The sequence below is a fragment of the Pseudomonas sp. TH32 genome (genome assembly GCF_016650855.1).
Classification (GTDB): Bacteria; Pseudomonadota; Gammaproteobacteria; order Pseudomonadales; family Pseudomonadaceae; genus Aquipseudomonas.
In genome coordinates this window covers 3685247-3711847 of the sequence record NZ_JAEKFA010000002.1, presented here as the reverse complement: position 1 = coordinate 3711847, position 26601 = coordinate 3685247, and the positions used below count along the sequence as shown (strand labels likewise).

Genomic DNA, 26601 nt, shown 5'->3' with positions numbered 1-26601 from the left:
GGATGACTGAGAGGTCGTCCCTTTTTCGTTTTTGCGGGATCAAGCCAATGGGTTCAGGAATACTGAGCCGCCATCCTCCGACCTATGACATCCAGCAAATCGCATCCATCGCGTAACGGAATTGCGCAGAGCAATGAAAAGTCGCTGAGTACGACCGTATCGCTGCTGATTTCCGCACGCAGCGCCAGGTTTTCAAGAACTTGGGTTACGGCGCGAATCCGATAGTTTGCAGCATCGAGCAAGACGTCCAGCGGTGCTGTGGTGTCTACGAAAAGGGCGGGTATGGTGGAGTCGTTGCTGGTGAGTGCCATGTATTGATTCATGCAGGAGTCCATCTGAGACAAATAGAAAAATTGACTAACCTTTTTCAAGCTAGTCCTTCATAAAACAGCCGTCACCTGGAAAACTGGTTCGCCGAGTTTTAGTTTTCAGATTTGTCTTCGAGTCGCCAAACTCGGTCGCCATGAGGGCGACCGAGGGACTATAGGCTTGGCATCATCAAGCGGGGGAGTGCACACCTTCCGATTGATCTGTAGGAAATCACTCCGATTGACCAACTGCACCCCCTCAAGCCTGCACATACACCCAAGCCGTCAACCCCGAAGCCAGCCCCACCGAAACCCGCTTATAGTCCGACACCTCATACGCGTCCGCCGCTGCCAGTTCCTTCTCGGTAATCTGAAACACCATCCCTTCAACACTGTCTTCATTGCGCCCGCTGGGAGCAACGATCGGATGATGAGTTTTGCCACTGGCCGCCAACACTTCAGGATCCGTAATCTCCACCCAGCTTTTTGAATACCCCAGCATCGCATCCTGCTGCCCCACCAGCTCCCGCCCAAAGTTGGACAGTTGAACGGCCTTGTCCTGCAACGTGCCGTAGGAAAACAACAGCACGGGAAATTCAGTCGAGCGTTCCATCTTTATTCCTTGAAAAAGTTAAGCCAGCAAATCTTCGTAAAACGCACCATAAGCTCCGCTCGGGTGCGCAATTTGTATCTCAAGAATCCACAGCCCTTCATTCGGATACTGGTCAAAATCCCCAAGATCACCGCCACGATAAATCGCATGCGGGAAATCGCTGACGCGATGCCCTTTGATGTCCAGGTTCAGCACCCAACCCATTTCCTTTGCTTGCTCTTCGGCAAAACGATACAGCTCCAGGCCGACGACTTTGTCGTTCCTCCAGCGCTGTTCAACCCGGTCGAACAACTCTTTCGCCGCGCTCGCGCACGCGGCCATCTCGGGGTTGTTGCCGGTGCTGAAGGTCGCACCCGCATCACCTTCATGGCCTTGCCACACGGCGCCCATGTCGATGAAGTAGATGTCGTTTTCCCCCAGCGCCGGGTCGCCGTCGGAGCGTTCCTTGAAGGTCTTTAGGGTGTTGGCACCAAAGCGCACAAGGAGTGGGTGCCAGATGCGCTGCATGTCGAGGTCGGCGAGGACTTTTTTGCCGAGTTCGCGGGCTTCGGATTCCAGTATGCCGGGGCGGATGAGTTTGGACAGCGCTTCGATGGCACGCCAGGTCATGGCCTGGGCGTAGCGCATTGAGTCGATGCTATAGGCAACGCCCACAGCCTCTTTGGATGATTGTGCGGTCACCAGCTTCTCCTCGATCTTATCGTGTCAGGCGTTATGCGTTTTACTATATAGCGGGAAGATGTGAGAGCCCAAGCAGATATGGCGTGATACGCCGATGTTTTCTGCCAAGAGGCACCAGGTGGGTACGGGTAAGCTTGGGGAGAGGGAACTTCAGATGATTAATAGAAAATTCCGGCAAGATTGCCTTTTTCTACGAATTCACGCGGCTCGCGTAAAATTTGCTCCAAAACTGAGCGTCTCGAGCTGCCTTCTTCGCGTAAAAGGGTACCGACGAGTAAGCCTCTTTTAAACGTCGCGAGCCCTGCGCTCGCCTTTCGGCTTCCTGGATGCTCAAAGCTCCACTTTGCCAGATTTCCATCCAGAAGCTGTCGGCCCGCAGCGTCTCGGAAGGTTTTGTTTGCGAAGTCGTAATAAGCATATCGTACCTCCGGCACGTAGAAGGTTAGGGATTCATAGGTCGTTTTAATCATACGCTGGATATTGCCAAGCGTGTCACCGTCCACCCAACTCAGCGACGGAATGCCGAGATGTTCATCGCCGTCAATTTGTCTCTGATGTGGCCGGATATGGTCGGTTGTTCTGTGTTTGAGGGCGGATGACAGCATTGCATCGGTTCTGCGCCGTGTTGCTATGTCCGATAGCCCGTCCGGGTCGCCGATAAACTCGCGCTTTGTATTGGCTGCGAAGGCCCCCACAGCGGCGTATATACCGTTACCACCTCTGCCTGGCTCAACCCAACTTACATCAATCCAAACCTTTTTTGGTTTCACCATCACGGAGAAGTAGTTTCCATTCATCCCTTCCGTACGAAAGGTATAAACCTCCGTATCGGAATAGATTTTCTCAACCTCGAGGCCGATAAATTTGGTGCCGAGGCTCACTTCCGGCATTAACTCAGGCAGGTATTTGGTACTGCTGGTCTGGTAGAGAAACAAGTCCTCCACTTGAGCGAAGATCTGAAGGCATTCTGCCGCGAAGTAATCATCCAGTGAGGTGTTCAACGTTTCAGCGCTTCTGGCATCCGAGACGCACTGACTGAATTCGTTTTCTCCCATCAATAGTCAACTTTCCAGGTTGCGAGCGATGGCGAGTTTTATAGTCGGTTTGGTTTGGTGATAGCTATCAGCGAAATACGACGATACGTGACGTCGTATTTCTGCTTTCGAGGGGCGATGAAAATCCAGCTCTCAAATATGCAGCCAGGCCATCCCACCCAACACCACGCTCACGCCACCGGCGGTATAGGCCATGCGCTTCAACCATTCCTTTCTTGTCAGCAAGGTAATCGCCGCCAGCGAAATCGCGATCTGAATCGCGGTCATTGCCTGCGCCCAGCGGTGATGCTGATGCAGCGCCTGCTCTGACTTTTCATCCCATTCTTTCGAGGTGGCTTCAAGCTTTTCGGCTTTTTTGCGCACGTCTTCCTTCTGGGTTTTATAACGCTCGATCTCGTCGGTGTAGTGCTTGGCGTCGACGCCCGGGATATGCGTCGCCAGCTCCGCAAGGTTCTGCCGGCTGGATTTGGCCTGGTAGTAGTTCCATTGGTTGGCGGCTTCGGTCTTGAAGATGGCGGCGTTGTTTTTGTCCATCGCCGCTTCGCTTTCGGTGGAGCCGGCCTGGTAGCTGAGCATGGCGCCGACGGTGGCCATGATGGCGGTCATCACGGCGATGCGGCTGGCGAAATTGTCGCCCTGCCTGTGGGCATGTTCGGTGGCGTGTTCGACGTGTTTTTCGTGGGGGCTGGGGACTTCGAAGGCTTCGGACATGGGGGCGTCTATGAAGGGTTTGAGGGACTCTGATTCTTCACCAGCGAAGCTGTCTCAATCCTGTACGTAATGCTGCAAACCGGCCACCAGGGCATCAAAGGTGGCGCGGCAGCGCGGGCTGTTGCGCAGGTCTTCGTGCATGGTGACCCAGGTGTCGAGCTGGAGGGCGAATGCGTCCGGCAGGACCCGGCTCAGGCGGGCGTCTTGCCGGGCCAGTTTGACCTGGCAGCCGCCGATGCCGGCGCCGGCGCGGACCAGGGCCAGTTGTGCGAGGTCGCTGTCGCTGCTGAGTGAAAACGCGCTGCGCTCGAACCCTTTGACGGCCAGGCTGCGGATGAAAGCGCTTTCCTGGTCGTAGCCGATGACTGAATGGGTGGTGAGGTCGTTCAGGCTCTGGGGCGTGCCGTGTTGTTGCAGGTAGTCGTTACGTGCGTGCAGGCCGACTTCGATCACGCCGATGCGTTTCGCCAGCAGCTGTTCCTGGCTGGGTCGGACCATTCGCACGGCGATGTCGGCTTCCAGTTGCAGCAGGTCCAGCAGGCGGTTGCTCAGCACCAGTTCAACCTTGAGGTGCGGGTGCTGCTGGCGCAGGCGGGTGATGATCGGCGGCAGCACTTCCACGCCGATCACTTCGCTGGCCGACACCCGCACCACGCCACGCACTTCGGGGCCTTGGGGCGAGGCGGCGCGCTCGAGGGCGGCGGCGGTGGTTTCCATGGTTTCGGCGTGGGTGCGCAGGGTGAGGGCGACGGCGGTGGGCAGCAGGCCGCTGGCGGAGCGGGTGAACAGCACCACGTTCAGGGATTTCTCCAGCGCAGCGATGTGCCGCCCGACCGTGGGCTGCGTAATGCCGAGCTGCCGTGCGGCCCCCGACAGCGATCCCTCCTTGAGTACCCCGAGGAATGACCGGTAAAGCTCCCAACCAATAGTCGATGCCATGCATAAATGTATAGCGTCTGGATGATCTTCGGCAATTCCTCTATAGCCCGCCGGCGAACAGAATCGCCTCATCAAACAACCCCAAGGGGAAAAAGCATGAACAAGGTTCTGGTGTTGGGCGCGACAGGCGGGATTGGTGGCGAAGTGGCGCGGCAGTTGTTTGCTGCCGGCTGGCAGGTATGTGCGCTGACGAGGGATGTGGATAAGGCCCACAACCAGAACGCCGATTTCACCTGGATAAAAGGTGATGCCCTGAACCGCGAGGAAGTGGTTGCGGCGGCGAAGGGCTGTTCGGTGATCGTGCATGCGGTCAACCCGCCCGGCTACCAGCGTTGGGCGGAGCTGGTGTTGCCGATGATCGACAACAGCATCGCGGCGGCAATCGCGGAAGGGGCAATGATTGTCTTGCCGGGCACGGTTTATAACTACGGCCCCGACGCATTTGCGCGACTAGAAGAAGACTCACCGCAGAGCCCATTTACCCGCAAGGGCGCGATCCGGGTGGAGATGGAACAGCGTTTGCGGGAGGCCACCGAGCGTGGCGCCCGCGTATTGATCGTGCGCGCCGGCGATTTCTTCGGTGCCAAGGCCGGTAGCAGCTGGTTCTCCCAAGGGTTGATCAAGCCCGCAAAACCGGTGGCCAGCGTGAGTTATCCGGGCGCGCCAGGCGTGGGGCATCAGTGGGCCTACCTGCCTGACGTGGCGAGCACCATGGTCGAGCTGATCGCGCGCCGCGACACCCTGGACGCCTTCGCCCGTTTCCATATGGCGGGGCATATTGACGCCGATGGCCGGCAGATGAGCCAGGCGATTCAGCGGGTGGTGTCACGCCGGACCGGCCAGCAGCCTTCTGTACGTGCTTTCCCGTGGTGGCTGCTGAAACTGGCCGCGCCCTTTGTCACCACCTTCCGCGAGATGCAGGAAATGCGCTACCTGTGGCAAACCGAGGTGCGCATGGACAACCGCCGCCTCGTACAGATATTGGGTAGCGAACCGCACACGCCTTTGGATGAAGCGGTTGAGGCGACATTGGTGGGCATCGGCTGCTTGCCTAAGCGCGCCTGATCAGCCGCACATACACCGCGATATTAATCAACAGCACCAGCGCGCCCAGCCCCAGTTGGATCTGCGGGGTCAGCCCGGCCGGGTAGATCAGGGTCAGGAGGTAATGCTCGATAAACCCGCCGCCATAACCATCCTGCCCGGCCAAATGACGAAACAGATTTTCCCAGCGGGTCAGCGGGCAGGGCAGATGGAACACTTCAACGGCAACGCCCCACGCGGCGGCAGGCAAATGCAGCCACATGACCGGTCGCCATTTGAGGGCGAGCAAGCCGCCGAACAGCACGAACAGAATGAACAACAGGTGAAACAGCACCAGGCCGTCGGCGGCAAAACGGTAGAGCATGATGGGGTTCGCTTTTTGAATGGATCAGGTCCCGAATTCTTCCTTCAGGAACTCAATGAACACCCGCAGTTTCTTCGGTGTGTTCGTACGGTTGAAGTAATACAAATACAGCGCGCTGTGGGCAATCCAGTCGTCCAAAACCTCCACCAACTCGCCGCGTTGCAAGTACTGCTCGACGCTGGAGCGCGCCACATAGGCGAAGCCAAACCCGTCCAGCGCACCGCGCACCATCAACTCCACGTCATTGGTCGCCAGCCGGCCTTTTACCGTCACCCGCATTTGCTTGCCGGCTTTTTCAAAGTCCCAGCGGTGCAGTGAGCCGGTCTGCGCGCTTCGGTAGTTGACGCACTCATGCTCCAGCAAATCGTGGGGATGAGTCGGCAGCTTGCGCCCCTGCAAATACTCCGGGGTGGCGACAATGACGAATCGCAGTTGCGTCGCCACCGGCACCACCACCATGTCTTCGGCCAGCACGTGGTCGTAGCGGATGCCTGCGTCAAAGCCCTGGGCGACGATGTCCACCAGGCTGTTGTCCACCGCCACTTCCAGGTTGATGCCCGGGTATTTGCGCAGGAAGCGCTGGAGCAATGGTTGCAGGACCATTCTGCTGGCGGTGGAGGGAATGTTCAGGCGCAAGGTGCCGGCAGCGTCGACGGTGGCCGCCGCTACGCTGTGCAGGCTGGTTTGCAGTTCTTCCAGCAGCGGGGTGATCTTCTGGATCAACTGCTCGCCGGCCTCGGTCACGCTGACACTGCGGGTGGTGCGGTTGAGCAGTTGCACGCCCAGCTGTTTTTCCAGGGCACGCACGCGATGGCTGACGGTCGACACCGAGAGGCTGTTGGCGTCGGCTGCCTGGGTGAAGCTTTTCGAGCGGGCGACCTGCAAAAACAGGCGTAATTGCTGGAAATCGGGCGTGTCCATTGTGTGGTATTTCCGAAAGGGCCTTGCGGATTATGCATCTTTTTAGCAAGAACAGCGGCGCGCATACTTTTCCTACACACACGAGGATTGGCCCTTCATGACGACTTCCACCGCAAAACCCGTCTGGTTCATCACCGGCTGCTCCACCGGTTTCGGCCGCCAACTGGCGTTGCACACCTTGAGCCTCGGCTACCCGACCGTGGTCACCGCGCGCAATCCGCAACAGGTGCAGGACATCGTCGCCGGTCACGAAGACAACGCCCTGGTCCTGACGCTGGACGTGACCGACCAGGCCCAGGTCGAAGGCGCCGTGAAAGCGGCTGAAGCGCGCTTCGGGCATATCGATGTGCTGGTCAACAACGCCGGTGTCGGCTACTTCGGCTCCTTCGAAGAAAGCGACCTGGATGATGTGCGCAACATGTTCGAAATCAACGTGTGGGGCTTGAGCGCCATGACCCGCGCGGCTTTGCCGGGCATGCGCGCCCGGCGTTCGGGCAGCATCGTGAACATCTCCTCGGTGGGCGGTGTGGCGGCGTTCCCGTCGTTGAGTTTCTACAACGCCACCAAGTTTGCGGTCGAGGGGCTTTCCGAGGCGTTGTCCCAGGAAGTCGCGCCGTTGGGCATCAAGGTGTTGCTGGTCGAGCCGGGCCCATTCCGTACCGACTGGGCCGGGCGTTCGGCCAACGAGGCGGCTCATGGGATTGCCGACTACCAGGAAACGGCGGTGGCCCGGGCCAACATGGTTCGCAGCTACAGCGGCAAGCAGCCGGGTGACCCGGTGCGGGCGGCGATTGCCATCGTCAAGGCGGTTGAGGCTGAGCAGCCGCCATTGCGCCTGTTGTTGGGCAAGGCTGCGCTGAACTTTGCGCGGATCAAGGTGAAGGCGTTGAGTGCGGATTTTGACGCGTGGGCTGACGTTACTGAAGGGGCGGACTTTCCTGAGTGAAGCGCTGACAGGGTTCGGCACAAGTTCGTAACGGTTGCTTGCAGGCAAGGCGGGCCGTTATTGTGCTGAATCCTTTTAGTTCTTTGCCCACGGATCTGTAGTGATGAATGCACCGCGTACCGCTGTCCCGATCAAGGCTGTGATTTTCGATATGGACGGGTTGTTGCTGGACACAGAAGGCATCTACACCGAAGTCACACAGATCATCGCCGAACGTTACGGGCGCACCTATGACTGGGGGATCAAGCAGCACATCATTGGTCGCGGCGCCCAGGACCTGGCGGATTACGTGGTCAAGGCGCTCGACCTGCCGATTACGCCCGCAGAATTTCTGGTGATCCGCGAGCCGCTGATGAGCGAGCGTTTCCCCAAGGCGCTGGGCATGCCGGGCGCTGAGGCGCTGGTGCGGCACTTGAAGGCGCATAACATTCCGATCGCCGTTGGCACCAGCTCGTCGCGCAACTCGTTTGGCCACAAGACCACGTTGCACCGCGAGTGGTTTGGGCTGTTCGACACCATCGTGACGGCGGATGACCCGGAAGTGGGGGCCGCCAAGCCTGCGCCGGATATCTTCCTCACGGCGGCGCGCCGGTTGGGTGTGGCGCCCGAAGATTGCCTGGTGTTTGAGGATTCGCCGTTTGGCGTGACGGCCGCCAAGGCGGCGCACATGACCGCGATTGCGGTGCCGGATGAAGCGATGGCGGACAGCAAGTATCACCATGCCGACCAGATTATTCGCAAGTTGGCGGATTTTGACCTGGCGGCGTATGGCTTGCCGCCGATGCGCTGAGCGCCCGCTGGATAGACTGTCTGGTGAGTGGCTTTTGTGGCGAGGGAGCTTGCTCCCGCTGGGCTGCGCAGCGGCCCCAAAAAAAGCGGGAGCGCTGCGCACTCCAGCGGGAGCAAGCTCCCTCGCCACAGGTCATTGCTCGTCTTGAACGTGCTTCAACGCTTGGGCAACGTCTTCTGCCGCAAGATATAAACCGTCACCAACACCGCACTGGTCAGCATGAACCCCCGCGCCCAGACCAGCGGCACCAGGTAGCAGGAAAACCCGATACTCAACCACATCAACCCAATGGCATACACCTTGCCCTTGAGCGGAATCCCGTTGCCATCCAGATAGTCACGGATCCACGGCCCCAGGCGCGGGTGTTCCACCAGCCATTGGTAGAAGCGCGGGGAGCTACGAGCGAAGCAGGCGGCAGCCAGCAGAAGGAAGGGTGTAGTGGGCAGTACCGGCAGGAAGATGCCGATGACCCCGAGCGCCACGCTCAACCAGCCGATGGCCAGCAGAACGTAGCGCGTGATCACAGAACGGTTGCCCATGGGCGCCACGGGCAACGGTCTTAGTGGTGGCGAGGCTTGAGGATCGCCGGCTTTTCGTCAGGTGCGTTGCACAGCAGGTACAGCGCGGTCAGCGCTTCCGGGATCTGAACGATCATGTCGTCCATCAGGTTGGCGTCGGCGGCGATGTCGGAGAACTCGGGTTGCTCGTCGAACAGGCCCGAACCGACCATGATCGGCAGCAGCATTTCGCTGACTTCTTCTTCAGCGGTTTCGAACCAGGCCTCTTCACGCAGGAACACGCCTTCCATGAAACCGATGCACCAGCCGCGCAGTTCGGAGTCGTCCGGGTCTTCGCCCAGGTCCAGGTCGCAAGGCAGTTCGAACTCTTCATCGGACGCCAGTTGGCGGCCGATGTGAGCCTTGAGGGCCAGCAGGGTGGATTCGATTTCTTCGCGCTGGGCGGCATCACTGTAGTGAGGCTCTTCGGAGAACAGTGCGTCGATCCATTCACGGTCGGGAACGACATCGGAGCAGATCGACAGCGCGGTCAGATAGCCGTGGGCGGCCACGTAGTCCAGCGCCTCGTCGTGCAGCTCATCGGCATCGAGGAAGGCTTGCAGGCGGGTTAGTTGCTCAGCGAAGGACATTGACGGACTACCTTGGGAATAAACGATGGGCAATTCTAGGCTTTCTTGAGCGCCCAGGCCAGCCGCAGCACAGATTTGGGAGGTATTTGAGCCCGGCGGCAATTCACCAACGGCACCCTTTGCCGGGTAACGCTCGGGTATACTGCCGCGTTTTGTGATGCCCCTACAGGCCAAGCGCCTGGCGCGGGAAAAGTTCGCTTACGGATTATTTCCCGACCAGGCGTGCTTTTTCGACCAGCCTGTACAGAGGGATTTCGGCGATATTTGGAGTTTTTCATGCTCGAGCAGGCTCAACGCGTCCTCAAGGACATCTTCGGCTACGACAGTTTTCGTGGCCGCCAGGGTGCGATCATTGAGCGCGTGGCCAACGGTGGCGACGCCCTGGTACTGATGCCTACCGGCGGCGGCAAGTCGCTGTGTTTCCAGGTGCCGGCCTTGCTGCGGGACGGGCTCGCGGTGGTGGTATCGCCGTTGATCGCCCTGATGGACGATCAGGTGGCCACCCTGGAAGAACTCGGTGTGGCTGCCGCGTCGCTGAACTCCACCCTCAGCGCCGAACAGCAGCGCGACCTCGCCGCCCGGATCAAGCGCGGCGAAGTGAAGATGCTTTACCTGGCGCCCGAGCGCCTGGTGCAGCCGCGGATGCTGGCGTTCCTGCAGAGCCTGGAAATCGCCCTGTTCGCCATCGACGAGGCCCACTGCGTGTCCCAATGGGGCCACGATTTCCGTCGCGAATACCTGCAGCTCGGCCAACTGGCGGAGTTGTTCCCGAATGTCCCGCGTATTGCCCTGACGGCCACCGCCGACAAACGCACCCGCGAAGAAATCGTCGAGCGCCTGCACCTCCAGGACGCCGAGCGTTTTCTGTCGAGCTTCGACCGTCCCAATATTTTTTACCGCATCGTGCCCAAGGAACAGCCGCGCAAGCAGTTGCTGGCGTTCCTCTCCGATCGACGCAGCGATGCCGGCATTGTCTATTGCCTGTCGCGCAAGAAGGTCGACGAGGTAGCCGCGTTCCTCAGTGAACAAGGCTATCCGGCGCTGCCGTATCACGCCGGCCTGCCCAATGAACTGCGTGCGTTCCACCAGAAGCGCTTCCTCAACGAGGAAGGCCTGATCATGGTCGCCACCATCGCGTTCGGCATGGGCATCGACAAATCCAACGTGCGCTTCGTGGCCCACATGGACCTGCCCAAGTCCCTCGAGGCGTACTACCAGGAAACCGGGCGTGCCGGCCGTGACGGCCTGCCGGCGGATGCCTGGATGGTCTACGGCCTGCAGGACGTGGTGATGCTCAAGCAGATGCTGCAGAACTCCGAAGGCGACGAGCGCCACAAGCGCCTGGAACAGCACAAGCTCGACGCGATGTTGTCGCTGTGCGAAGAAACCCGCTGCCGTCGCCAGACCTTGCTCGCGTACTTCGACGAAGACATGCCCGAGCCTTGCGGCCACTGCGACAACTGCGTGGACGGCGTACAGACCTGGGACGCCACCGAGCCTGCGCGCCAGGCGTTGTCGGCGATCTACCGCACCGGCCAGCGTTATGGCGTCGGCCATCTGGTGGATGTGTTGCTGGGCAAGGACAACGAAAAGATCCGCAGCTTCGGCCATGAAAAACTTTCGGTCTACGGCGTCGGCAAGGCCCGCGCCGAAGGCGAGTGGCGCTCGCTGTTCCGGCAGATGGTCGCCCGTGGGCTGGTGGATATCGACCTGGAAGGCTACGGCGGCCTGCGCCTGAACGACAGTTGCCGGCCGTTGCTCAAGGGCGAAGTCAGCCTGGAGCTGCGCCGCGACCTCAAGCCGCAAACCACCGCCAAGAGCAGCACCAGCCAGGCCAGCCAACTGGTGCGCTTCGAAGAGCGCGAACAGTGGGAAGCCTTGCGCGCGCTGCGTAAGAAGCTTGCGCAGGAACACAGCGTGCCGCCTTACGTCATCTTCCCCGACTCCACCTTGCTGGAAATGCTTCGCGAGCATCCCACCACCCTGGGCGAAATGGCCAGGGTCAGCGGCGTCGGAGCGCGCAAGCTGGAGCGTTATGGCCAGGCCTTCCTCGAAGTGCTCGGCGGGCAGGTCGAGGCGCCGAAAGAAGTCGCCGACATTCGCCACGAGCTGATCAGCCTGGCCCGTGCCGGCATGACCCCGATCCAGATCGCCGGGCAACTGCAATGCTCGGAAAAGAACGTCTACACCTTGCTCGCCGAGTCCATCGGCAAGCAGCAGTTGTCGTTGGAGCAGGCCCTTGATTTGCCGGAAGATTTGCTCGGAGAGATCCAGGATGCATTTCTCGACGGAGAAGGCGAATTGCCACCTGTTTCCGAGATCTCACCACTGTTTACTGGCCGGGTTCCCGAAGGCGTTTTGTACTGCGTGAGGGCTGCTTTGCAGTCGGAATTCGAGATTTGATGTGCCAATTACGACAATGTAACGAATCAGTACATACCGGGTCTTGCCTACTGGCATGGGTCATGCTTAGCTGACTAATAATTAGCCACACTTTATTTTCAGTCTAATCCATGAGTTTTTTATGCCGTTAACCGATCAACACCGTTTTGGCATGCAGTTGGCGCAGATGTCCCGAGGGTGGCGTGCCGAACTGGATCGTCGCCTGGCAGGTTTGGGCCTGTCCCAGGCACGCTGGCTGGTGCTGCTGCACCTGGCGCGTTTTACCGAGCCGCCTACCCAACGTGAGCTGGCGCAGAGCGTCGGAGTCGAGGGTCCCACCCTGGCCCGTTTGCTCGACAGCCTGGAAGGGCAGGGCCTGGTGGAGCGCCAGGCCGTGGTGGAAGACCGCCGCGCCAAGCGTATCGTGCTGTGCGACACCGCGAAGCCGTTGATCGAACAGATCGAAACCATCGCCACGGCCTTGCGCCATGAACTGTTTGTGGGCGTCGATGAGGAGGACCTGCGGGTGTGCATGCGGGTTCATGAGCACATCCTCGGAAACCTCGAGAAGTCCTGATCCCTAGTACACCGATGATCAAAAAATGTGGGAGCGGGCTTGTTGTGGTGAGGGGGCTTGTCCCCCGTCGGGTTCACCGCAGATTGATGGGGCTGCTTCGCAGCCCAACGCGGGGCAAGCCCGCTCACCACAACAAGCCCGCTCACACATTGGTTTTGCGGTGTAATTAGAATGTTTGCCCCAGGTTCAGATACACCGCCTGCTGACTGTCATCGTTAAACCCATAACTGAAATTCAACGGCCCCAGCGGCGTATCAAACCCCAGGAAAATACTGGCGGCGTTGATGTATCCGCTGTCGTACTCATTGTCATTGTTCCACGCCCGCCCACGTTCCAGTGACGCGCCCAGGTACAACGGGAAATCCAGCGGCAAATAAGACCGTGGCGTCAGCCGGCGATAGTAAACCGCGCGCATCAGGCTGATGTTCTGCCCGGCAATCGCATCCTCGCGGAACCCCGACAACTGCCGCGCGCCCCCCAGCAGGAAGCTGGAAATCACCACGTCCGACTGATCCAGCGTGCGCCCATAGCGCCCGCCGAGGATCAGTGTGTCCGGCCCGTTGCTCATGGCCTTGTCCAGTTTGAACTCCCACTGGCGATAGCGCTGGTCAGAGCCCAGCCCCGGTTCGAACTCACGGAAGGCCAGGCCGATGTCTTCGCCGGTGTGGGGGAAGTACACGTTGTCGAACGAGTCAAACGAGTACTTCAGCTCGTAAAAGCCTTCGCTGAAGTTGATGCTCGGCGAGTTGCGGTCGCCAATGCGCACATCCGCCTTGCCCCAGGCCTCGCCGACGCCGAAACGAATCTCGCCGCTGTTGCCGATCTGCCGGCCCACGTTCAGGCCGAAGCCGTAGCGCTCCAGGCGGTACTCGGAGATCGGGTTGTTGTCTTCAATCAGTTCAACGTTCTGCGCCTGGGCACTGATATAGGGCGCGACGAAGTAGCGCGAGCCGGTGTCCATCGGCTGATAGAACTCGCTGTACAGCTCTTGCTTGTCACCGATCTGCACCCGCGTCAGCCATTCGGCACCGAGGCGGTTGATGCCGTTCATGCGGTAGCTGGCGCCGAGGTTGAAGGCGCTGTCGCCGCGCATGTCATCCGACAGGTTGAGGCCCAGGCGCAGGTAGTCGGTGCCGCTGCGTTTGCCCCGGGCGCTGATGACCAGGGTGTTGTCCTTGCCCTTTTTCACTACGCGGTATTGCACCTGTTCGAAATAATCCAGGCCGTACAGGGTGCCCATGTCGGTTTGCAGGCGGGCCAGGTCCAGAGGCTCGCCGAGGTTCTGGCGGATGTAGTAGCGGATCACCTCGTCGCCCACCTTGGAGTCGTTCTCTACCTTGATCGCGGTGATCACCGGGTTGCGCTCGCCGGGCGTGCGGGCCGCTACCAGTGACGGGTCCACCGGCTCGGCCGGGCGCAGGTGCGCCAGGCGCACGTCGAGGGCGCGAGTGGCGCGGTAGCCGGCGTCGATCATGTCCTTGGCGCGGCCGAAATCCGTCACCCCGTAGGCGGCCAACGGCGGCTGGATCAGCACGTCCCGTGGGGCCAGGGCCTTGAGTTGTTCTTCGGAGTTGCGCCGGGTCATCAGGGTGATGGACTGGTTGAGCACGTCCACCACGGTGTTGAGTTGCTTGCGTGAGCGCAGCGGGGTGCCGATGTCGACGACGATGGCGATGTCGACCCCCATTTCCCGCGCCACATCCAGCGGGATGTTATCGGTCATGCCGCCGTCCACCAGCAGCCGGCCATCCAGTTCCACCGGGGCAAACACCGCCGGGATCGACATGCTGGCGCGGATCACCTGGGGCAAGTGGCCTTTGCGGAACACCACCTTTTCGCCGCTGGTAATGTCGGTGGCCACGGCGCGGAAGGGGATCGGCAGCTTGTCGAAATCCCGGACGTTACTGGTGTGGGCGAACATGCTTTCCAGCAGCAGGGCCAGGTTCTGGCCCTGGATCACGCCCAGTGGCAGGCCGAGGCTGCCGTCATCGCGAAAGCTGAGTTTCTGTTTGACCAGGAAATCCCGGTCATCCTGCTTGCGCCGGAACGGCACGTCTTCCCGTGGCGGCGCATCGGACAGGGCGAGCTTCCAGTCGATGTTCAGGGCGAGCTTTTCCAGCTCGTCGATCTTGTAGCCCGAGGCGTACAACCCGCCAATCACCGCGCCCATGCTGGTGCCGGCAATCGCGTCGATGTGGATGCCTTGCTCTTCCAGGGCCTTGAGCACGCCAATGTGCGCCAGGCCACGGGCGGCGCCGCCGGAGAGCACCAGGCCGATCTTCGGGCGCGGGTTTTCGACGGCTTGGACGAGGACGGGGAACAGGCACAGCAACAGGCAGGACAACAGGCGGCGCATCATCAATCTCAAGGCTGGACGATAAAGGCCGGTATTATAGCCACTCGATCCTTTCAACCCGCCAAGCAGGAGCCCGTCAATTCATGTCTGCGGCCAAACCCGAGATTGTCATCACCTATTGCACCCAGTGTCAGTGGCTGCTGCGCGCCGCCTGGCTGGCCCAGGAGCTGTTGAGCACGTTCGCTGATGACCTCGGCAAAGTGTCCCTGGAGCCGGCTACGGGCGGTGCGTTTCGGATTACCTGCGACGGCGTGCAGATCTGGGAGCGCAAGGCTGACGGTGGCTTCCCGGAAGCCAAGGTGCTCAAGCAACGGGTGCGCGACCAGATCGACCCGCAACGGGACCTGGGGCATAACGACCGCGTGCAATAAAGGCCACCGCCGCCGGCGGTGACCTCGCGGCGTGCCTACTTGGTGGCTATCCGCTGTTTGAGCCAGCCGACCACCAGCGTGAGGACCAGGCCGCCGACACCACCGCCGATAATGTTGCTGGCCAGGGCGGCAAGCGTCAGGTCACTGGCGGTTTCAGTGCCGGTGATGAGGGAGACGATCTGGCCCAGGACCAGGCCGCCAACCCCGCCGACCAGCGTGTTGAGGCCGGTCCCCAGGCTTTGTTTGCCCAGGCCAGCGATCTGCCCGCCGATGGCGCCGCTGATGATTTGAAGGACCAGGCTGATGAGCATTTCCATGGTGCAACCCCTGCATAGCGTTGATGGAATGACCACTCGCTTGCAGCAACTTCAAAAAGCACCCGGGCTGTCGTCGAGAAGTCTGGATCCGTTGAACGACCACACACTGTCACGGACACCCAAAGTATAGATCAGGCCGTGGCGGCGGGTTGTTTGGCCGGCTTGGCGCTGCCCATCAACCCCGACACCACGATGGCGACGATGATCAGCGCGCCGCCCATCAGCATGCGCAAGGTCGGCGTTTCCGCAAACAGCAACCAGGCCACCGTGATGCCGTACACCGGCTCCATCGCAAACACCACCGCCGCGGTACGCGCCTTGAGCACCGCGAGGCTGGCGACAAACAGGCTGTGGGCGAGGCCGGTGCAGAACACCCCGAGCAGGCCGATCCACAGCCAGTCCAGCGCACGCACCTCGGCCAGCCCGGGCGCGGCAACCGGCAACAGGCACAGCGCTACCACCACGTTCTGGCACAAGGCGGCCTGCACCGGCGGGATGCGCCCGCTGGCGCGGTTGTTCAGTGACAGCAGTGAGAACAACAAGCCGGAACCGACCGCCCACAACAGGCCGCTGGTGGCTTGGCTGGCGAGGTTGAAATCCGGTGTGACCAGCACCAGGCCGATGCTCACCAGTACCACCAGCAGGATTTCATTGGCGCGGATCCGCTCGCGGAAAATCAGGCCTTCCAGAATCACCGTGAACGCCGGGAACGTGGTGAAGCCCAGGGTGGCGATGGCCACGCCGGCGATTTTCACCGCAATAAAGAAGCTCACCCAATGCCCGGCCAGCAGCAGGCCGCTGACCAGCAGGCGGCGCCAGTCCCGGGCTTGCAGCGTTTGCCAGGTGGTGTTGCTGGCGAAGCGCGCGAAGATCGCCAATGCAATCACCGCGAACGCGGCGCGGCCAAACACGATAATCGCCGGCGAAGCGGCCGCCAGTTTGCCGAACACGCCAGTGAGGCCAAACATCAATGCGCCGATATGCAGGGCGCCGAGGGCTGTGCGGGGAGTCATCGCGATCCTTAAACAACGGGTTTACAGGATCGCAGTCTAGAGGGTTGTACGCGTTCGCGTCTGTCGTCGGGCTCGCGGATTTTGTCGCAGGGCTCTTGTTTCAAAAGCAGAGGAGATCAAATGTGGGAGCTGGCTTGCCTGCGATAGCGGGGGGCCAGTCAATCAATTATTAACTGATCCACTGCTATCGCAGGCAAGCCAGCTCCCACGGGAGACCGCGCTCGTCTAATGGCGCCGGGCGATGCGCCAAACTCCCGCAACATCGCTGCGGCAAACGCACTTTGCGAACCATAGCCGACCCGCGCGGCAATCTCGCCGATGGGCAACGGGTTGTCGCGCAACAGGTCGCGGGCCATCTGCAGGCGGCGGGTGCGGATGTAGTCCATCGGCGTCTGTCCGCATTCCGCCATGAACCGCGCATGCAGGCGGGCCACGGAAAGGTCGGCGAGCTTTGCCAGGTCCGCGACTTGTAGCGGGTGCGCGGCGTGTCGCTGGATATGCGCATCAAATGCGGCGTACGGCAGGCGCTTGCCCGCCGGCAACTGTGTGAGATTGAGGCTGGCCAGCAGCAATACGGCGCCTTGCTGGACGATCAGCGGATCGTCCACCGGGCTGCTCGCCAGCCACTGCACCAGTTGGCTTTGGCGGTTGTCGAGGGTCAGGTGTGCGGACTGGCCGAGCAAGCGGCGGCTGGCGTCGGCATGCTCGCCCAGAGACTGCGCCAACCAGTGTTCATCGGGCACGTCCAGCACCAGGCAGCGGCTGCCATCGCGACTGATGCACGCGTGGTGCGCGGCGTAGGGCAGTACCATCACGCTGCTGTGCTGCACCTGGCTGCCTCGGCCATCCACCTCGAAGTCCAGATGCCCGGACAGGCCAAACACCAGCTGCGCGTGGTCGTGGCTGTGGGCGATGGGCTCTTCGACGTAGTGGCGTAGCGTGAGGTTGGGTCTCATCGCAATCTCCTGGGCAGGCCCGCAGTTTACATCGCTTCGGCCGTATTGGGCGCTGTCATCAGACTGACGCAACACTGTCATGGGCTATTAATCCCATGGGCGCAAGCTCGCGAAAACACCGTGAGGCATGCCCATGACCAGCGCCGAACTCGCCAAGCCCAGCCGTAAGCAACGCGTGCGTACCCTGTGGATTTCCGACGTGCATTTGGGCACCCGGGATTGCCAGGCCGAACACCTTTCGCATTTTCTCAAGGGCTACCACGCCGACAAGGTCTACCTGGTGGGCGATATCATTGACGGCTGGAAACTGCGCAGCGGCATGTATTGGCCACAGGCCCACACCAACGTGATCCGCCGCCTGCTGACCATGAGCAAGCGCGGCACCGAGGTGATCTACGTCACCGGCAACCATGATGAGTTTCTGCGGCGCTATTCCAAGCTGATCCTCGGCAATATCCAACTGGTGGACGAAGCGGTGCACGTGACTGCCGATGGCCGGCATTTGCTGGTGATCCATGGCGACCAGTTCGACGTGATTACCCGCTATCACCGCTGGCTGGCGTTCCTCGGCGACTCGGCCTACGAGTTCACCCTGACCCTCAACCGCTGGCTGAACCACTGGCGGGCGCGTTATGGCTACGGCTACTGGTCGCTGTCGGCGTACCTCAAGCACAAGGTCAAGACGGCGGTCAGCTTTATCAGTGATTTTGAAGAAGCGATTGCCCACGAAGTGACCAAGCGCGAATTGCACGGCGTGGTGTGTGGGCATATTCACCACGCGGAGATTCGCAAGGTGGGCGAGGTGGATTACCTCAATTGCGGGGATTGGGTGGAGTCGTGCACGGCGTTGATCGAGCACTGGGACGGGCATATCGAGTTGTATCGGTTGGCGGATGCCCAGGCCAAAGAGGCGCAGCTCAAGGCCGAGATGGTGGCTGGTTAAAGATTGGCTCGGTCCAAGTGTGGGTGCTGGCTTGCCTGCGATAGCATCAACTCGGTTTTATAGACAGACCGAGTCGTCTGCATCGCAGGCAAGCCAGCTCCCACATTTTGATCCGGTTTCTTCAATTAGGTATTGGAAACATCCGCGATCGCTTCAGCCAACAGCGTCAACCGCGTCGCATCAATGCCCGCCACGTTCGCACGCCCGGAGTTGACCATATACACGCTGTGTTTCTCCCGCAGTCGTTGCACCTGTGAGGCACTCAGCCCGGTATAGGAAAACATCCCGCGTTGCGCCGCGATGTGTGCAAACCGCTCCGACAAACCATGGGGCGCCAACGCTTCCACCAACCCGGAACGCAACTGTGCAATCCGTGCGCGCATCGCTTCAACTTCTTCGGCCCACTGCTTTTTCAGCCCGGCATCACCAAGAATCGTCGCCACCACAGCGGCACCATGATCGGGCGGCGTCGACCACAAATTACGCGCAATAAACGCCAGCTGGCTGCGTACATCCGTCAGCTTCTCGGCATTCGTCGCACACACAATCAACGCGCCTACACGGTCGCTGTACAAGCCGAAGTTCTTCGAGCAGGAACTGGTGATCAGCACTTCAGGCAGCTCGGTCGCAAACAGCCGCACCGCCCACGCATCCTGCTCCAGGCCGTCACCAAAGCCCTGGTACGCAAAGTCGATCAGCGGCAGCAGTTCGCGTTCGCGGACGATTTTCAGCACCTGGCGCCAATCGTCCCGGGACAGGTCGAAGCCGGTCGGGTTGTGGCAGCAGGCGTGCAGCAGCACCACATCGCCTTTTGGCACCGTGGATAGCGTGGCCAGCATCGCCGCCACATCCAGTCGGTTGTCACTGCCCACATACGGGTAATGGCTGACCTTGAGCCCGGCCTTGGCGAAGATGGTTTCGTGGATCGGCCAGGTCGGGTTGCTCAGCCAGATGCCACGGCCAGGCAGGCTGTGGGCGATAAAGTCGGCGCTCAGGCGCAGCGCGCCGGTGCCGCCAGGCGTCTGGGTAGCGCCGGCACGACGTTCGCTCAGCAGCGGCGAACCGGCGCCCAGCACCAGCTCACTGATCAGCGTGCCGAACGCGGCATTGCCGTGGCCGCCGATGTAGGTCTTGGTGGTCTGTTGCTCCACCAGGCGCTGTTCGGCCAGCTTCACCGAATGCGGGATCGGCGTCAGGCCCTGATCGTCCTTGTACACGCCCACGCCGAGGTCGAACTTGTTCGGGTTCGGGTCCTGGGCATACAGCTCCATCAGCCCGAGGATCGGGTCCCCGGGCACCCGGCCAATTGCGTCAAAATGCATTACTTGCGGCCCTCGGCATCCTTCGCCACTTCGTCAGTGCGCGCGGCCATGATGAAGTCGTTACGGTGCAGCCCCTTGATGGAGTGGCTCCACCAGGTCACGGTGACTTTGCCCCATTCGGTGAGCAGGCCCGGGTGGTGGCCTTCAGCTTCGGAGATCGCGCCCACGGCGTTGGTGAAGGCCAGGGCAAATTTGAAATTCTTGAACAGGAAGACCTTTTCCAGCTGCATCACACCATCGCGTACTTCGATGTTCCAGTCGGGGATCTGCTTGATCAGCACCGGCAACTCTTCGTCGCTGACTTGCGGGGCGTCGGCGCGGCAGGCTTCGCAGTGGGCTTGGTTCAACGTGGTCATGTGGGTATTCCTGAAATCGAGTGTTTGGAAAACGGTCGTCAGTGGCGTCACCCTAAAGCAACGCGCGGCCAGGGAACAGACTCACCTGGCCTTAAAAGCCGCGGTTCACGCCGCCTTGGGCTTGGGCGGGAATTTCGGCGCGTGCAGGCCCAGCTGCATCCCGCGTTCGACCATGCCCATGATGTCTTCCTGCGCCACTTCGAACAGGCGCTTGAGGTTGGGCAGGGCGAAGTACAGCGGTTGCAGGATGTCGATGCGATACGGCGTGCGCATCGCTTCCAGCGGGTCGAAGGCTTGGTGCTCGGGCTCGTCCGAGAGGCTGTACACCGTCTCCTTGGGCGAAGACAGAATGCCGCCGCCGTAGATGCGCCGGCCTTCGGGCGTGTCCACCAGGCCGAACTCGATGGTCATCCAGTACAGGCGCGCCAGGTACACGCGCTGTTCCTTGGTGGCGGCCAGGCCGAGCTTGCCGTAGGTGTGGGTAAATTCCGCGAACCAGGGGTTGGTCAGCAGTGGGCAGTGGCCGAAGATCTCGTGAAAAATGTCCGGTTCCTGCAGGTAATCCAGCTCTTCACGGGTGCGAATAAACGTCGCCACGGGAAACTGTTTGCTGGCGAGCAATTCGAAAAAGGTCTGGAAGGGAATCAGCGCCGGTACCCGGGCTACTTGCCAGCCGGTGGTTTCGGCCAGCACTTTGTTGATTTCCGCCAGTTGCGGAATGCGGTCGTGGGGCAGGCCGAGCTTGTCGATGCCGTCCAGGTATTCCTGGCAGGCGCGGCCTTCGATCACTTTCAATTGGCGCGTGATCAAGGTGTTCCACACCGCGTGTTCTTCGGGCGGGTAGTCGATAAAACCGTTCGCGTCGGGCTCGCGGGCCACGTACTGCGTCTGCTTCATACTGCTCTCCTGCTAGGCATTCGTTCTTGTTATGTCCTGCGATGAGCCTATTGATACGCCGCCTGGGCCAGGAAGCCATCCTCTGTGGTCACTGTTATGTAGGAAAAGTTACTGCGTTTCGTAAAGTTTTCGTTACGGTTAGGCCGAATCGTTCTGTATATGGCGTATTCTGAGTGTGAATCGCCTCGCAGCTGTCACATAATCTTGACGATTATCTGCGCCCAGCGGCAAAAAGACGCGGCGCCTCCACCTCTTCGGGCCTTCTCATGCGTATCAAAGTGCATTGCCAGAACCGCATCGGCATCCTGCGGGACATCCTCAACCTGCTGGTGGAGTACGGCGTGAACGTGGCCAAGGGCGAGGTCGGCGGCGAGCATGGCAACGCCATCTACCTGTACTGCCCGAATCTGGTGAACCTGCAGTTCCAGGCACTGCGCCCGCAGTTCGAAGCGATCGCCGGGGTATTTGGTGTGAAGCGGGTAGGGCTGATGCCCAGCGAGCGTCGGCATATGGAGCTCAACGCTCTGCTGGGTGCGCTGGAGTTTCCGGTGCTGTCTATCGACATGGGCGGCTCCATCGTCGCTGCCAACCGTGCGGCGGCGCAGTTGCTCGGCGTGCGAGTGGATGAAGTGCCCGGCATTCCATTGTCGCGTTATGCCGAAGACTTTGATTTGCCGGAACTGGTGCGGGCCAGTAAATCGCGGATCAATGGCCTGCGGGTCAAGGTCAAGGGCGATGTGTTCCTGGCCGATATCGCGCCGTTGCAATCCTCCGAGCATGACGACAGCGAAGCCATGGCCGGCGCCGTGCTGACCCTGCACCGTGCCGACCGCGTCGGTGAGCGTATCTACAATGTGCGCAAACAAGAATTGCGCGGCTTCGACAGCATTTTCCAAAGCTCAAAAGTCATGGCCGCCGTGGTGCGTGAAGCCCGGCGCATGGCACCGCTGGATGCGCCTCTATTAATAGAAGGCGAAACCGGCACCGGCAAGGAGCTGCTGGCCCGCGCCTGTCACCTCGCCAGCCCGCGCGGGCAGTCGCCGCTGATGGCCCTCAACTGCGCCGGTTTGCCGGAGTCCATGGCCGAGACCGAGCTGTTCGGTTATGGCCCGGGCGCCTTTGAAGGGGCGAGGGCGGAAGGCAAGTTGGGGCTGCTGGAGCTGACGGCGGGCGGCACGTTGTTTCTCGACGGTGTCGGGGAAATGAGCGCGCGGTTGCAGGTGAAGTTGCTGCGCTTTTTGCAGGACGGCTGCTTTCGCCGGGTAGGCAGCGATGAAGAGGTGTACCTCGACGTGCGGGTGATCTGCGCGACGCAGGTCGACCTTTCCGAGCTGTGCGCCCGGGGTGAATTCCGCCAGGACCTCTACCACCGTCTCAACGTGCTCTCGCTGCATATCCCGCCACTGCGCGAATGCCTCGACGGTTTGCCGCCGCTGGTGGAGCACTTTCTGGATCAGGCCAGCCGGCAGATTGGCTGCCCGCTGCCCAAGCTGGCGCCGGGGGCGATGGAGCGGCTCAGTCATTACCACTGGCCGGGGAATGTGCGGCAGTTGGAGAACGTGCTGTTCCAGGCGGTCTCGTTGTGCGAGGGCGGTACGGTCAAGGCCGAGCACATTCGCCTGCCGGACTATGGCGTGCGCCAGCCGCTGGGGGATTTTTCCCTGGAAGGCGGCCTGGAAGAGATTGTCGGTCGTTTCGAAAAGGCGGTGCTGGAACAGCTGTATGCCGAACATCCCAGCAGTCGGCTGTTGGGTAAGCGGCTTGGGGTTTCCCACACCACCATTGCCAATAAACTGCGGGACTATGAAGTCCTCAAGGCCTAGCGCGGTTAGAACTGTAGGAGCTGGCTTGCCTGCGATGGCGGTGGGTCAGCAAAACAGGTAGTGGCTGATACTCCGCCATCGCAGGCAAGCCAGCTCCTACATTTGATCTTTGTCGTTCTTGATACCCGCGCTTGCCGTAAGCGGCATAAGTCCGCCGTTTTTTCGACTCTTACCGCGCCCCCGATTCCGCAACTCAATCCGCAAACCCCCGCCCCGCCTGGACTTTCCCTCATTTCAAAAAGTTGGTTCGCAAATTGCTTAAGCCTCATCAGTACAGCGGTGGGCGGCAAGCGTCCGTCAGAAAGAGGAAAGAGCGTGGATAAGTACCTTTACGTGGCAATGACCGGCGCCAGCCAGAATGCACTGGCGCAGAAGGCCCACGCCAACAACTTGGCGAACGTTTCCACCAATGGTTTCCAGCGTGACCTGGAGCAGGCGCGCTCGATGCCGGTGTTCGGTGACAGCTTTCCGGCGCGGGCCTTTGCCTTGACCGAGCGTCCAGGCACGGACTTTTCCCCTGGCGCCATGATTGAAACCGGCCGTGACCTTGACGTGGCCGTCAGCGGCGACGGCTGGATGGCCGTGCAAAACCCGGATGGCGGCGAGTCCTACGTGCGCAGTGCCAGCATGAACGTCGATGCGCTGGGCGTGCTGCGGGCCGGCAACGGTATGCCGATCATGGGCAACGGTGGCCCGATCGCGGTGCCGCCCCAGCAGCAGATCGAAGTCGGCCAGGACGGCACCATCAGCATCCGCGCCATGGGTGAAGGCCCGCGGGTGATGGCTGAAGTGGACCGGATCAAGCTGGTCCAGCCCGACCTCAAGAACATGACCAAGGGCCTCGACGGCACCATCCACACCAAGGATGGCCAGCCGGCGCAAGCCGACGCCAACGTCAAGCTGACGTCGGGCTTTCTGCAGGCAAGCAACGTGAACGCGGTCGAAGAAATGACGGCGGTCCTGGCACTGTCCAAGCAGTTCGAATTGCACATCAAGATGATGAACAGCGCCAAAGAAGACGACCAGGCCATGACCCGCGTCCTGGCGATGAGCTGATAGCAGCCACACTAATTTTTGTAGCGCGGCGCCATAAAACAGGCGCACGAAGGAGAAGAACATGCTTCCGGCTCTATACGTTGCCAAAACAGGTTTGTCCGCCCAGGACACCAACCTGACCACCATTTCCAACAACCTGGCCAACGTGTCCACCACGGGTTTCAAACGTGACCGCGCCGAGTTCCAGGACTTGCTCTATCAGATCAAGAAGCAGCCGGGCGCGCAGTCGACCCAGGACAGCGAATTGCCGTCGGGCCTGCAACTGGGTACCGGTGTGGCGATTGTGGGCACCCAGAAGAACTTCAGTGCCGGTAACCTGCAGCAAACCGGCCAGCCATTGGACCTGGCGGTCAACGGCAAAGGTTTCTTCCAGATTCTGCAGCCGGATGGCACCACCACCTACACCCGTGACGGTACGTTCCACCTGGACGCCAACGGCCAGGTCGTGACCGCCAACGGTTTCGCCCTGGAGCCGGCGATTGTCGTGCCCAACAACGCCCAGACCTTCACCGTCGGCAACGACGGCACCGTGTCGATCACCGTGGCCGGCAACCCGGCGTCCCAGGTGATCGGCAACCTGCAAACCGCCGACTTCATCAACCCGGCCGGCCTGCAGGCGATCGGTAATAACCTGTTCCTGGAAACCGCCTCCAGCGGCGCGCCGCAAATCGGCACCCCGGGCCTCAACGGTTTTGGTACCACCCTGCAAAGCACCCTGGAAACGTCCAACGTCAGCACCGTTGAAGAGATGGTCAACATGATCACCACTCAGCGCGCCTACGAGATGAACTCCAAGGTGATTTCCACCGCCGACCAGATGCTTTCGTTCGTAACGCAGAATCTGTAATCAAGTCTATGGGGCGCCATTGACGGCGCCTGCAACACCGTGAGGTATGGGTCATGAATCGCTATGTTTCTGTTCTGGCATTGAGTGGGATTGCTGCGCTCGCGGGCTGTGTCGCCCCGACGCCAAAGCCCAATGACCCGTACTATGCGCCGGTGTTGCCGCGCACGCCGTTGCCGGCGGCCGCCAACAATGGCTCGATCTACCAGGCCGGTTTCGAACAGAACCTGTACAGCGACCGCAAGGCCTTCCGGGTCGGTGACATCATCACCATCACCCTCAACGAGAAGACCCAGGCGAGCAAGAACGCCAACTCGCAGATCGGCAAGACCAGCAAGACCAGCATCGGCCTGACCTCGTTGTTTGGCGGTGTACCGAACACCAACAACCCGCTGGGCAGCGGTGACCTGAGCCTGGACGCCGGCTACAGCGGCGACCGCGCCACCAACGGCAAGAGTGCGGCCGGGCAGGGCAACAGCCTGACCGGTTCGATCACCGTGACCGTGGCCGACGTGCTGCCCAACGGCATCATCGCCGTACGCGGCGAGAAGTGGATGACCCTCAACACCGGTGACGAGCTGGTGCGCATTGCGGGCATGGTTCGCGCAGACGATATCTCCACCGACAACACCGTGCCGTCGACACGGATTGCCGATGCACGCATCACCTACTCGGGTACGGGTTCGTTTGCTGACGCCAGTCAGCCGGGCTGGTTTGACCGTTTCTTTCTTAGCCCGCTGTTCCCTTTCTAGGTGATCACTTTGAACTTCAAACAGCTGATGGCTGCGATGTTGCTGCTGGCCCTGAGCGCAGGCGCCCAGGCTGAGCGCTTGAAAGACATCGCCAGCATTTCCGGCGTGCGGTCCAACCAATTGATCGGCTACGGCCTGGTGGTGGGGCTTAACGGCACCGGTGACCAGACCACCCAGACCCCGTTCACCCTGCAGACCTTCAACAACATGCTCTCGCAGTTCGGCATCAAGGTGCCGCCGGGCTCGGGCAACGTGCAGTTGAAGAACGTTGCGGCGGTGTCCATCAGTGCCGACCTGCCCCCGTTCGCCAAGCCGGGGCAGGTGGTCGACATCACCGTCTCGTCCATGGGTAACTCGAAAAGCCTGCGCGGCGGCACCTTGCTGATGACGCCTCTTAAAGGTATCGACGGCAACGTCTACGCCATTGCCCAGGGCAACCTGGTGGTGGGCGGTTTTGATGCCGAAGGCCGCGACGGTTCGAAGATCACCGTCAACGTGCCGTCGGCCGGCCGGATTCCCGGTGGCGCCTCGGTGGAGCGCACCGTGCCCAGCGGCTTCAACCAGGGCAACAGCCTGACCCTGAACCTCAACCGTTCGGACTTCACCACTGCCAAGCGTGTGGTCGACAAGATCAATGACCTGCTGGGCCCGGGCGTGGCCCAGGCGATTGACGGCGGCTCGATTCGCGTCACCGCACCGCTGGACCCAAGCCAGCGTGTCGATTACCTGTCCCTGCTGGAAAACCTTGAGGTCGACCCGGGCCAGGCGGTGGCCAAAGTCATCATCAACTCGCGTACCGGTACCATCGTGATCGGCCAGAACGTGAAGGTTTCGCCGGCCGCCGTGACCCACGGCAGCCTCACCGTGACCATCACCGAAGACCCGATCGTCAGCCAGCCTGGCCCGTTGTCCAACGGCCAGACCGCCGTGGTGCCACGCTCGCGGGTGAATGCCCAGCAGGAAGCCAAGCCGATGTTCAAGTTCGGCCCCGGCACCACCCTGGACGAGATTGTCCGTGCGGTGAACCAGGTGGGCGCAGCGCCCGGCGACTTGATGGCGATCCTCGAAGCTTTGAAACAGGCCGGCGCCTTGCAAGCCGACCTGATTGTGATCTGAC

The 26601-nt window shown here is 60.9% G+C and carries 29 protein-coding genes; 12 read left to right on the top strand and 17 right to left on the bottom strand.

Going from position 1 to position 26601, the window contains the following annotated elements; translation table 11 throughout:
* Positions 1 to 53 precede the first annotated feature (53 nt).
* The 6 genes from JFV30_RS20510 to JFV30_RS20485 form a co-directional block, all read right to left on the bottom strand.
* Positions 54 to 323 (bottom strand): short-chain dehydrogenase, encoded by a 270-nt coding sequence (locus tag JFV30_RS20510; protein ID WP_201125046.1) that lies wholly within the window; start codon positions 321 to 323, stop codon positions 54 to 56.
* Between the two features lie 244 nt (positions 324 to 567).
* Positions 568 to 921, bottom strand: a complete 354-nt coding sequence (locus tag JFV30_RS20505; RefSeq protein WP_087692752.1) for a gamma-glutamylcyclotransferase family protein — start codon at positions 919 to 921, stop codon at positions 568 to 570.
* A gap of 18 nt (positions 922 to 939) precedes the next feature.
* A complete protein-coding gene (locus JFV30_RS20500; protein ID WP_201125045.1) occupies positions 940 to 1602 on the bottom strand; it encodes a M24 family metallopeptidase in 663 nt (220 codons plus the stop codon).
* A gap of 158 nt (positions 1603 to 1760) precedes the next feature.
* On the bottom strand, positions 1761 to 2657 hold the full coding sequence (locus tag JFV30_RS20495; RefSeq protein WP_201125044.1) for a hypothetical protein: 897 nt from the start codon (positions 2655 to 2657) through the stop codon (positions 1761 to 1763).
* A 132-nt stretch (positions 2658 to 2789) separates the two neighbouring features.
* Positions 2790 to 3368 (bottom strand): DUF4337 domain-containing protein, encoded by a 579-nt coding sequence (locus JFV30_RS20490; protein WP_010165986.1) that lies wholly within the window; start codon positions 3366 to 3368, stop codon positions 2790 to 2792.
* 54 nt (positions 3369 to 3422) lie between these two features.
* Positions 3423 to 4307 (bottom strand): LysR family transcriptional regulator, encoded by an 885-nt coding sequence (locus JFV30_RS20485; RefSeq protein ID WP_201125043.1) that lies wholly within the window; start codon positions 4305 to 4307, stop codon positions 3423 to 3425.
* A 96-nt stretch (positions 4308 to 4403) separates the two neighbouring features.
* Here JFV30_RS20485 and JFV30_RS20480 point away from each other — a divergent pair, with 96 nt between their 5' ends.
* Positions 4404 to 5372 carry an SDR family oxidoreductase gene (locus JFV30_RS20480; protein WP_201125042.1) on the top strand — a complete coding sequence of 323 codons (969 nt, stop codon included), beginning with the start codon at positions 4404 to 4406 and terminating at the stop codon, positions 5370 to 5372.
* On the opposite strand, the gene JFV30_RS20475 is transcribed toward JFV30_RS20480, so the two are convergent.
* Together JFV30_RS20475 and JFV30_RS20470 are read right to left on the bottom strand one after the other, a co-directional pair.
* Complete coding sequence (locus JFV30_RS20475; protein ID WP_201125041.1) at positions 5359 to 5715, bottom strand: DUF2784 domain-containing protein; 357 nt, start codon at positions 5713 to 5715, stop codon at positions 5359 to 5361. The genes JFV30_RS20480 and JFV30_RS20475 overlap by 14 nt on opposite strands.
* 24 nt (positions 5716 to 5739) lie before the next feature.
* Complete coding sequence (locus JFV30_RS20470) at positions 5740 to 6636, bottom strand: LysR family transcriptional regulator (protein WP_010165995.1); 897 nt, start codon at positions 6634 to 6636, stop codon at positions 5740 to 5742.
* A gap of 97 nt (positions 6637 to 6733) precedes the next feature.
* Between JFV30_RS20470 and JFV30_RS20465 the strand changes: the two genes are divergently transcribed.
* The gene (locus JFV30_RS20465; RefSeq protein WP_201125040.1) at positions 6734 to 7582 is read left to right on the top strand and encodes an oxidoreductase; all 849 of its coding nucleotides are present in this window, start codon (positions 6734 to 6736) and stop codon (positions 7580 to 7582) included.
* Positions 7583 to 7685: 103 nt separating this feature from the next.
* Entirely contained in the window at positions 7686 to 8372 is a 687-nt protein-coding gene (locus JFV30_RS20460; RefSeq protein ID WP_004371166.1) for an HAD-IA family hydrolase, read from the top strand.
* Positions 8373 to 8527: 155 nt separating this feature from the next.
* Here JFV30_RS20460 and JFV30_RS20455 read toward each other — a convergent pair whose 3' ends face one another.
* Together JFV30_RS20455 and JFV30_RS20450 are read right to left on the bottom strand one after the other, a co-directional pair.
* Complete coding sequence (locus JFV30_RS20455) at positions 8528 to 8911, bottom strand: YbaN family protein (protein ID WP_201125039.1); 384 nt, start codon at positions 8909 to 8911, stop codon at positions 8528 to 8530.
* Between the two features lie 20 nt (positions 8912 to 8931).
* A complete protein-coding gene (locus tag JFV30_RS20450; protein WP_004371163.1) occupies positions 8932 to 9519 on the bottom strand; it encodes a UPF0149 family protein in 588 nt (195 codons plus the stop codon).
* Positions 9520 to 9795: 276 nt separating this feature from the next.
* Between JFV30_RS20450 and recQ the strand changes: the two genes are divergently transcribed.
* Complete coding sequence (recQ, locus tag JFV30_RS20445; protein WP_169385975.1) at positions 9796 to 11922, top strand: DNA helicase RecQ; 2127 nt, start codon at positions 9796 to 9798, stop codon at positions 11920 to 11922.
* 121 nt (positions 11923 to 12043) lie between these two features.
* Positions 12044 to 12478: a MarR family transcriptional regulator gene (locus tag JFV30_RS20440; protein WP_010166006.1), complete on the top strand. Its 435-nt coding sequence runs from the start codon at positions 12044 to 12046 to the stop codon at positions 12476 to 12478.
* Between the two features lie 166 nt (positions 12479 to 12644).
* Here the strand turns inward: JFV30_RS20440 and JFV30_RS20435 are convergent, their stop codons facing one another.
* Entirely contained in the window at positions 12645 to 14834 is a 2190-nt protein-coding gene (locus JFV30_RS20435) for a patatin-like phospholipase family protein (RefSeq protein WP_201125038.1), read from the bottom strand.
* Between the two features lie 83 nt (positions 14835 to 14917).
* Between JFV30_RS20435 and JFV30_RS20430 the strand changes: the two genes are divergently transcribed.
* Positions 14918 to 15205 (top strand): SelT/SelW/SelH family protein, encoded by a 288-nt coding sequence (locus JFV30_RS20430; RefSeq protein WP_010166010.1) that lies wholly within the window; start codon positions 14918 to 14920, stop codon positions 15203 to 15205.
* 35 nt (positions 15206 to 15240) lie between these two features.
* Here JFV30_RS20430 and JFV30_RS20425 read toward each other — a convergent pair whose 3' ends face one another.
* From JFV30_RS20425 to JFV30_RS20415, 3 genes are all read right to left on the bottom strand, one after another.
* A complete protein-coding gene (locus tag JFV30_RS20425; protein ID WP_201125037.1) occupies positions 15241 to 15522 on the bottom strand; it encodes a hypothetical protein in 282 nt (93 codons plus the stop codon).
* A 131-nt stretch (positions 15523 to 15653) separates the two neighbouring features.
* Positions 15654 to 16535: a DMT family transporter gene (locus JFV30_RS20420; RefSeq protein WP_169385973.1), complete on the bottom strand. Its 882-nt coding sequence runs from the start codon at positions 16533 to 16535 to the stop codon at positions 15654 to 15656.
* A 158-nt stretch (positions 16536 to 16693) separates the two neighbouring features.
* The gene (locus JFV30_RS20415) at positions 16694 to 17491 is read right to left on the bottom strand and encodes a helix-turn-helix transcriptional regulator (protein WP_201125036.1); all 798 of its coding nucleotides are present in this window, start codon (positions 17489 to 17491) and stop codon (positions 16694 to 16696) included.
* Positions 17492 to 17624: 133 nt separating this feature from the next.
* Here JFV30_RS20415 and JFV30_RS20410 point away from each other — a divergent pair, with 133 nt between their 5' ends.
* Positions 17625 to 18434 (top strand): UDP-2,3-diacylglucosamine diphosphatase, encoded by an 810-nt coding sequence (locus tag JFV30_RS20410; RefSeq protein WP_003214618.1) that lies wholly within the window; start codon positions 17625 to 17627, stop codon positions 18432 to 18434.
* Positions 18435 to 18559: 125 nt separating this feature from the next.
* Here the strand turns inward: JFV30_RS20410 and JFV30_RS20405 are convergent, their stop codons facing one another.
* The 3 genes from JFV30_RS20405 to phhA all read right to left on the bottom strand — a co-directional run bounded on the left by JFV30_RS20405 (position 18560) and on the right by phhA (position 21009).
* Positions 18560 to 19756, bottom strand: coding sequence for an amino acid aminotransferase (locus JFV30_RS20405; RefSeq protein WP_169385971.1), 1197 nt, complete (start codon positions 19754 to 19756; stop codon positions 18560 to 18562).
* Positions 19756 to 20112 carry a 4a-hydroxytetrahydrobiopterin dehydratase gene (locus JFV30_RS20400; protein WP_010166022.1) on the bottom strand — a complete coding sequence of 119 codons (357 nt, stop codon included), beginning with the start codon at positions 20110 to 20112 and terminating at the stop codon, positions 19756 to 19758. Before JFV30_RS20400 ends, JFV30_RS20405 begins: the two co-directional genes overlap by 1 nt.
* Before the next feature lie 105 nt (positions 20113 to 20217).
* Entirely contained in the window at positions 20218 to 21009 is a 792-nt protein-coding gene (gene phhA, locus JFV30_RS20395) for a phenylalanine 4-monooxygenase (protein ID WP_169385970.1), read from the bottom strand.
* A 266-nt stretch (positions 21010 to 21275) separates the two neighbouring features.
* Between phhA and JFV30_RS20390 the strand changes: the two genes are divergently transcribed.
* The 5 genes from JFV30_RS20390 (at position 21276) to JFV30_RS20370 (ending at position 26600) form a co-directional block, all read left to right on the top strand.
* Positions 21276 to 22832 (top strand): sigma-54-dependent transcriptional regulator, encoded by a 1557-nt coding sequence (locus JFV30_RS20390; RefSeq protein WP_201125035.1) that lies wholly within the window; start codon positions 21276 to 21278, stop codon positions 22830 to 22832.
* 315 nt (positions 22833 to 23147) lie between these two features.
* Positions 23148 to 23888 (top strand): flagellar basal body rod protein FlgF, encoded by a 741-nt coding sequence (locus tag JFV30_RS20385; RefSeq protein ID WP_003214611.1) that lies wholly within the window; start codon positions 23148 to 23150, stop codon positions 23886 to 23888.
* Positions 23889 to 23949: 61 nt separating this feature from the next.
* The gene (gene flgG / locus JFV30_RS20380) at positions 23950 to 24735 is read left to right on the top strand and encodes a flagellar basal-body rod protein FlgG (RefSeq protein ID WP_017477441.1); all 786 of its coding nucleotides are present in this window, start codon (positions 23950 to 23952) and stop codon (positions 24733 to 24735) included.
* 53 nt (positions 24736 to 24788) lie between these two features.
* On the top strand, positions 24789 to 25484 hold the full coding sequence (flgH, locus tag JFV30_RS20375; protein ID WP_010166028.1) for a flagellar basal body L-ring protein FlgH: 696 nt from the start codon (positions 24789 to 24791) through the stop codon (positions 25482 to 25484).
* A 27-nt stretch (positions 25485 to 25511) separates the two neighbouring features.
* Positions 25512 to 26600, top strand: coding sequence for a flagellar basal body P-ring protein FlgI (locus JFV30_RS20370; RefSeq protein ID WP_169389231.1), 1089 nt, complete (start codon positions 25512 to 25514; stop codon positions 26598 to 26600).
* Position 26601: the final 1 nt, after the last annotated feature.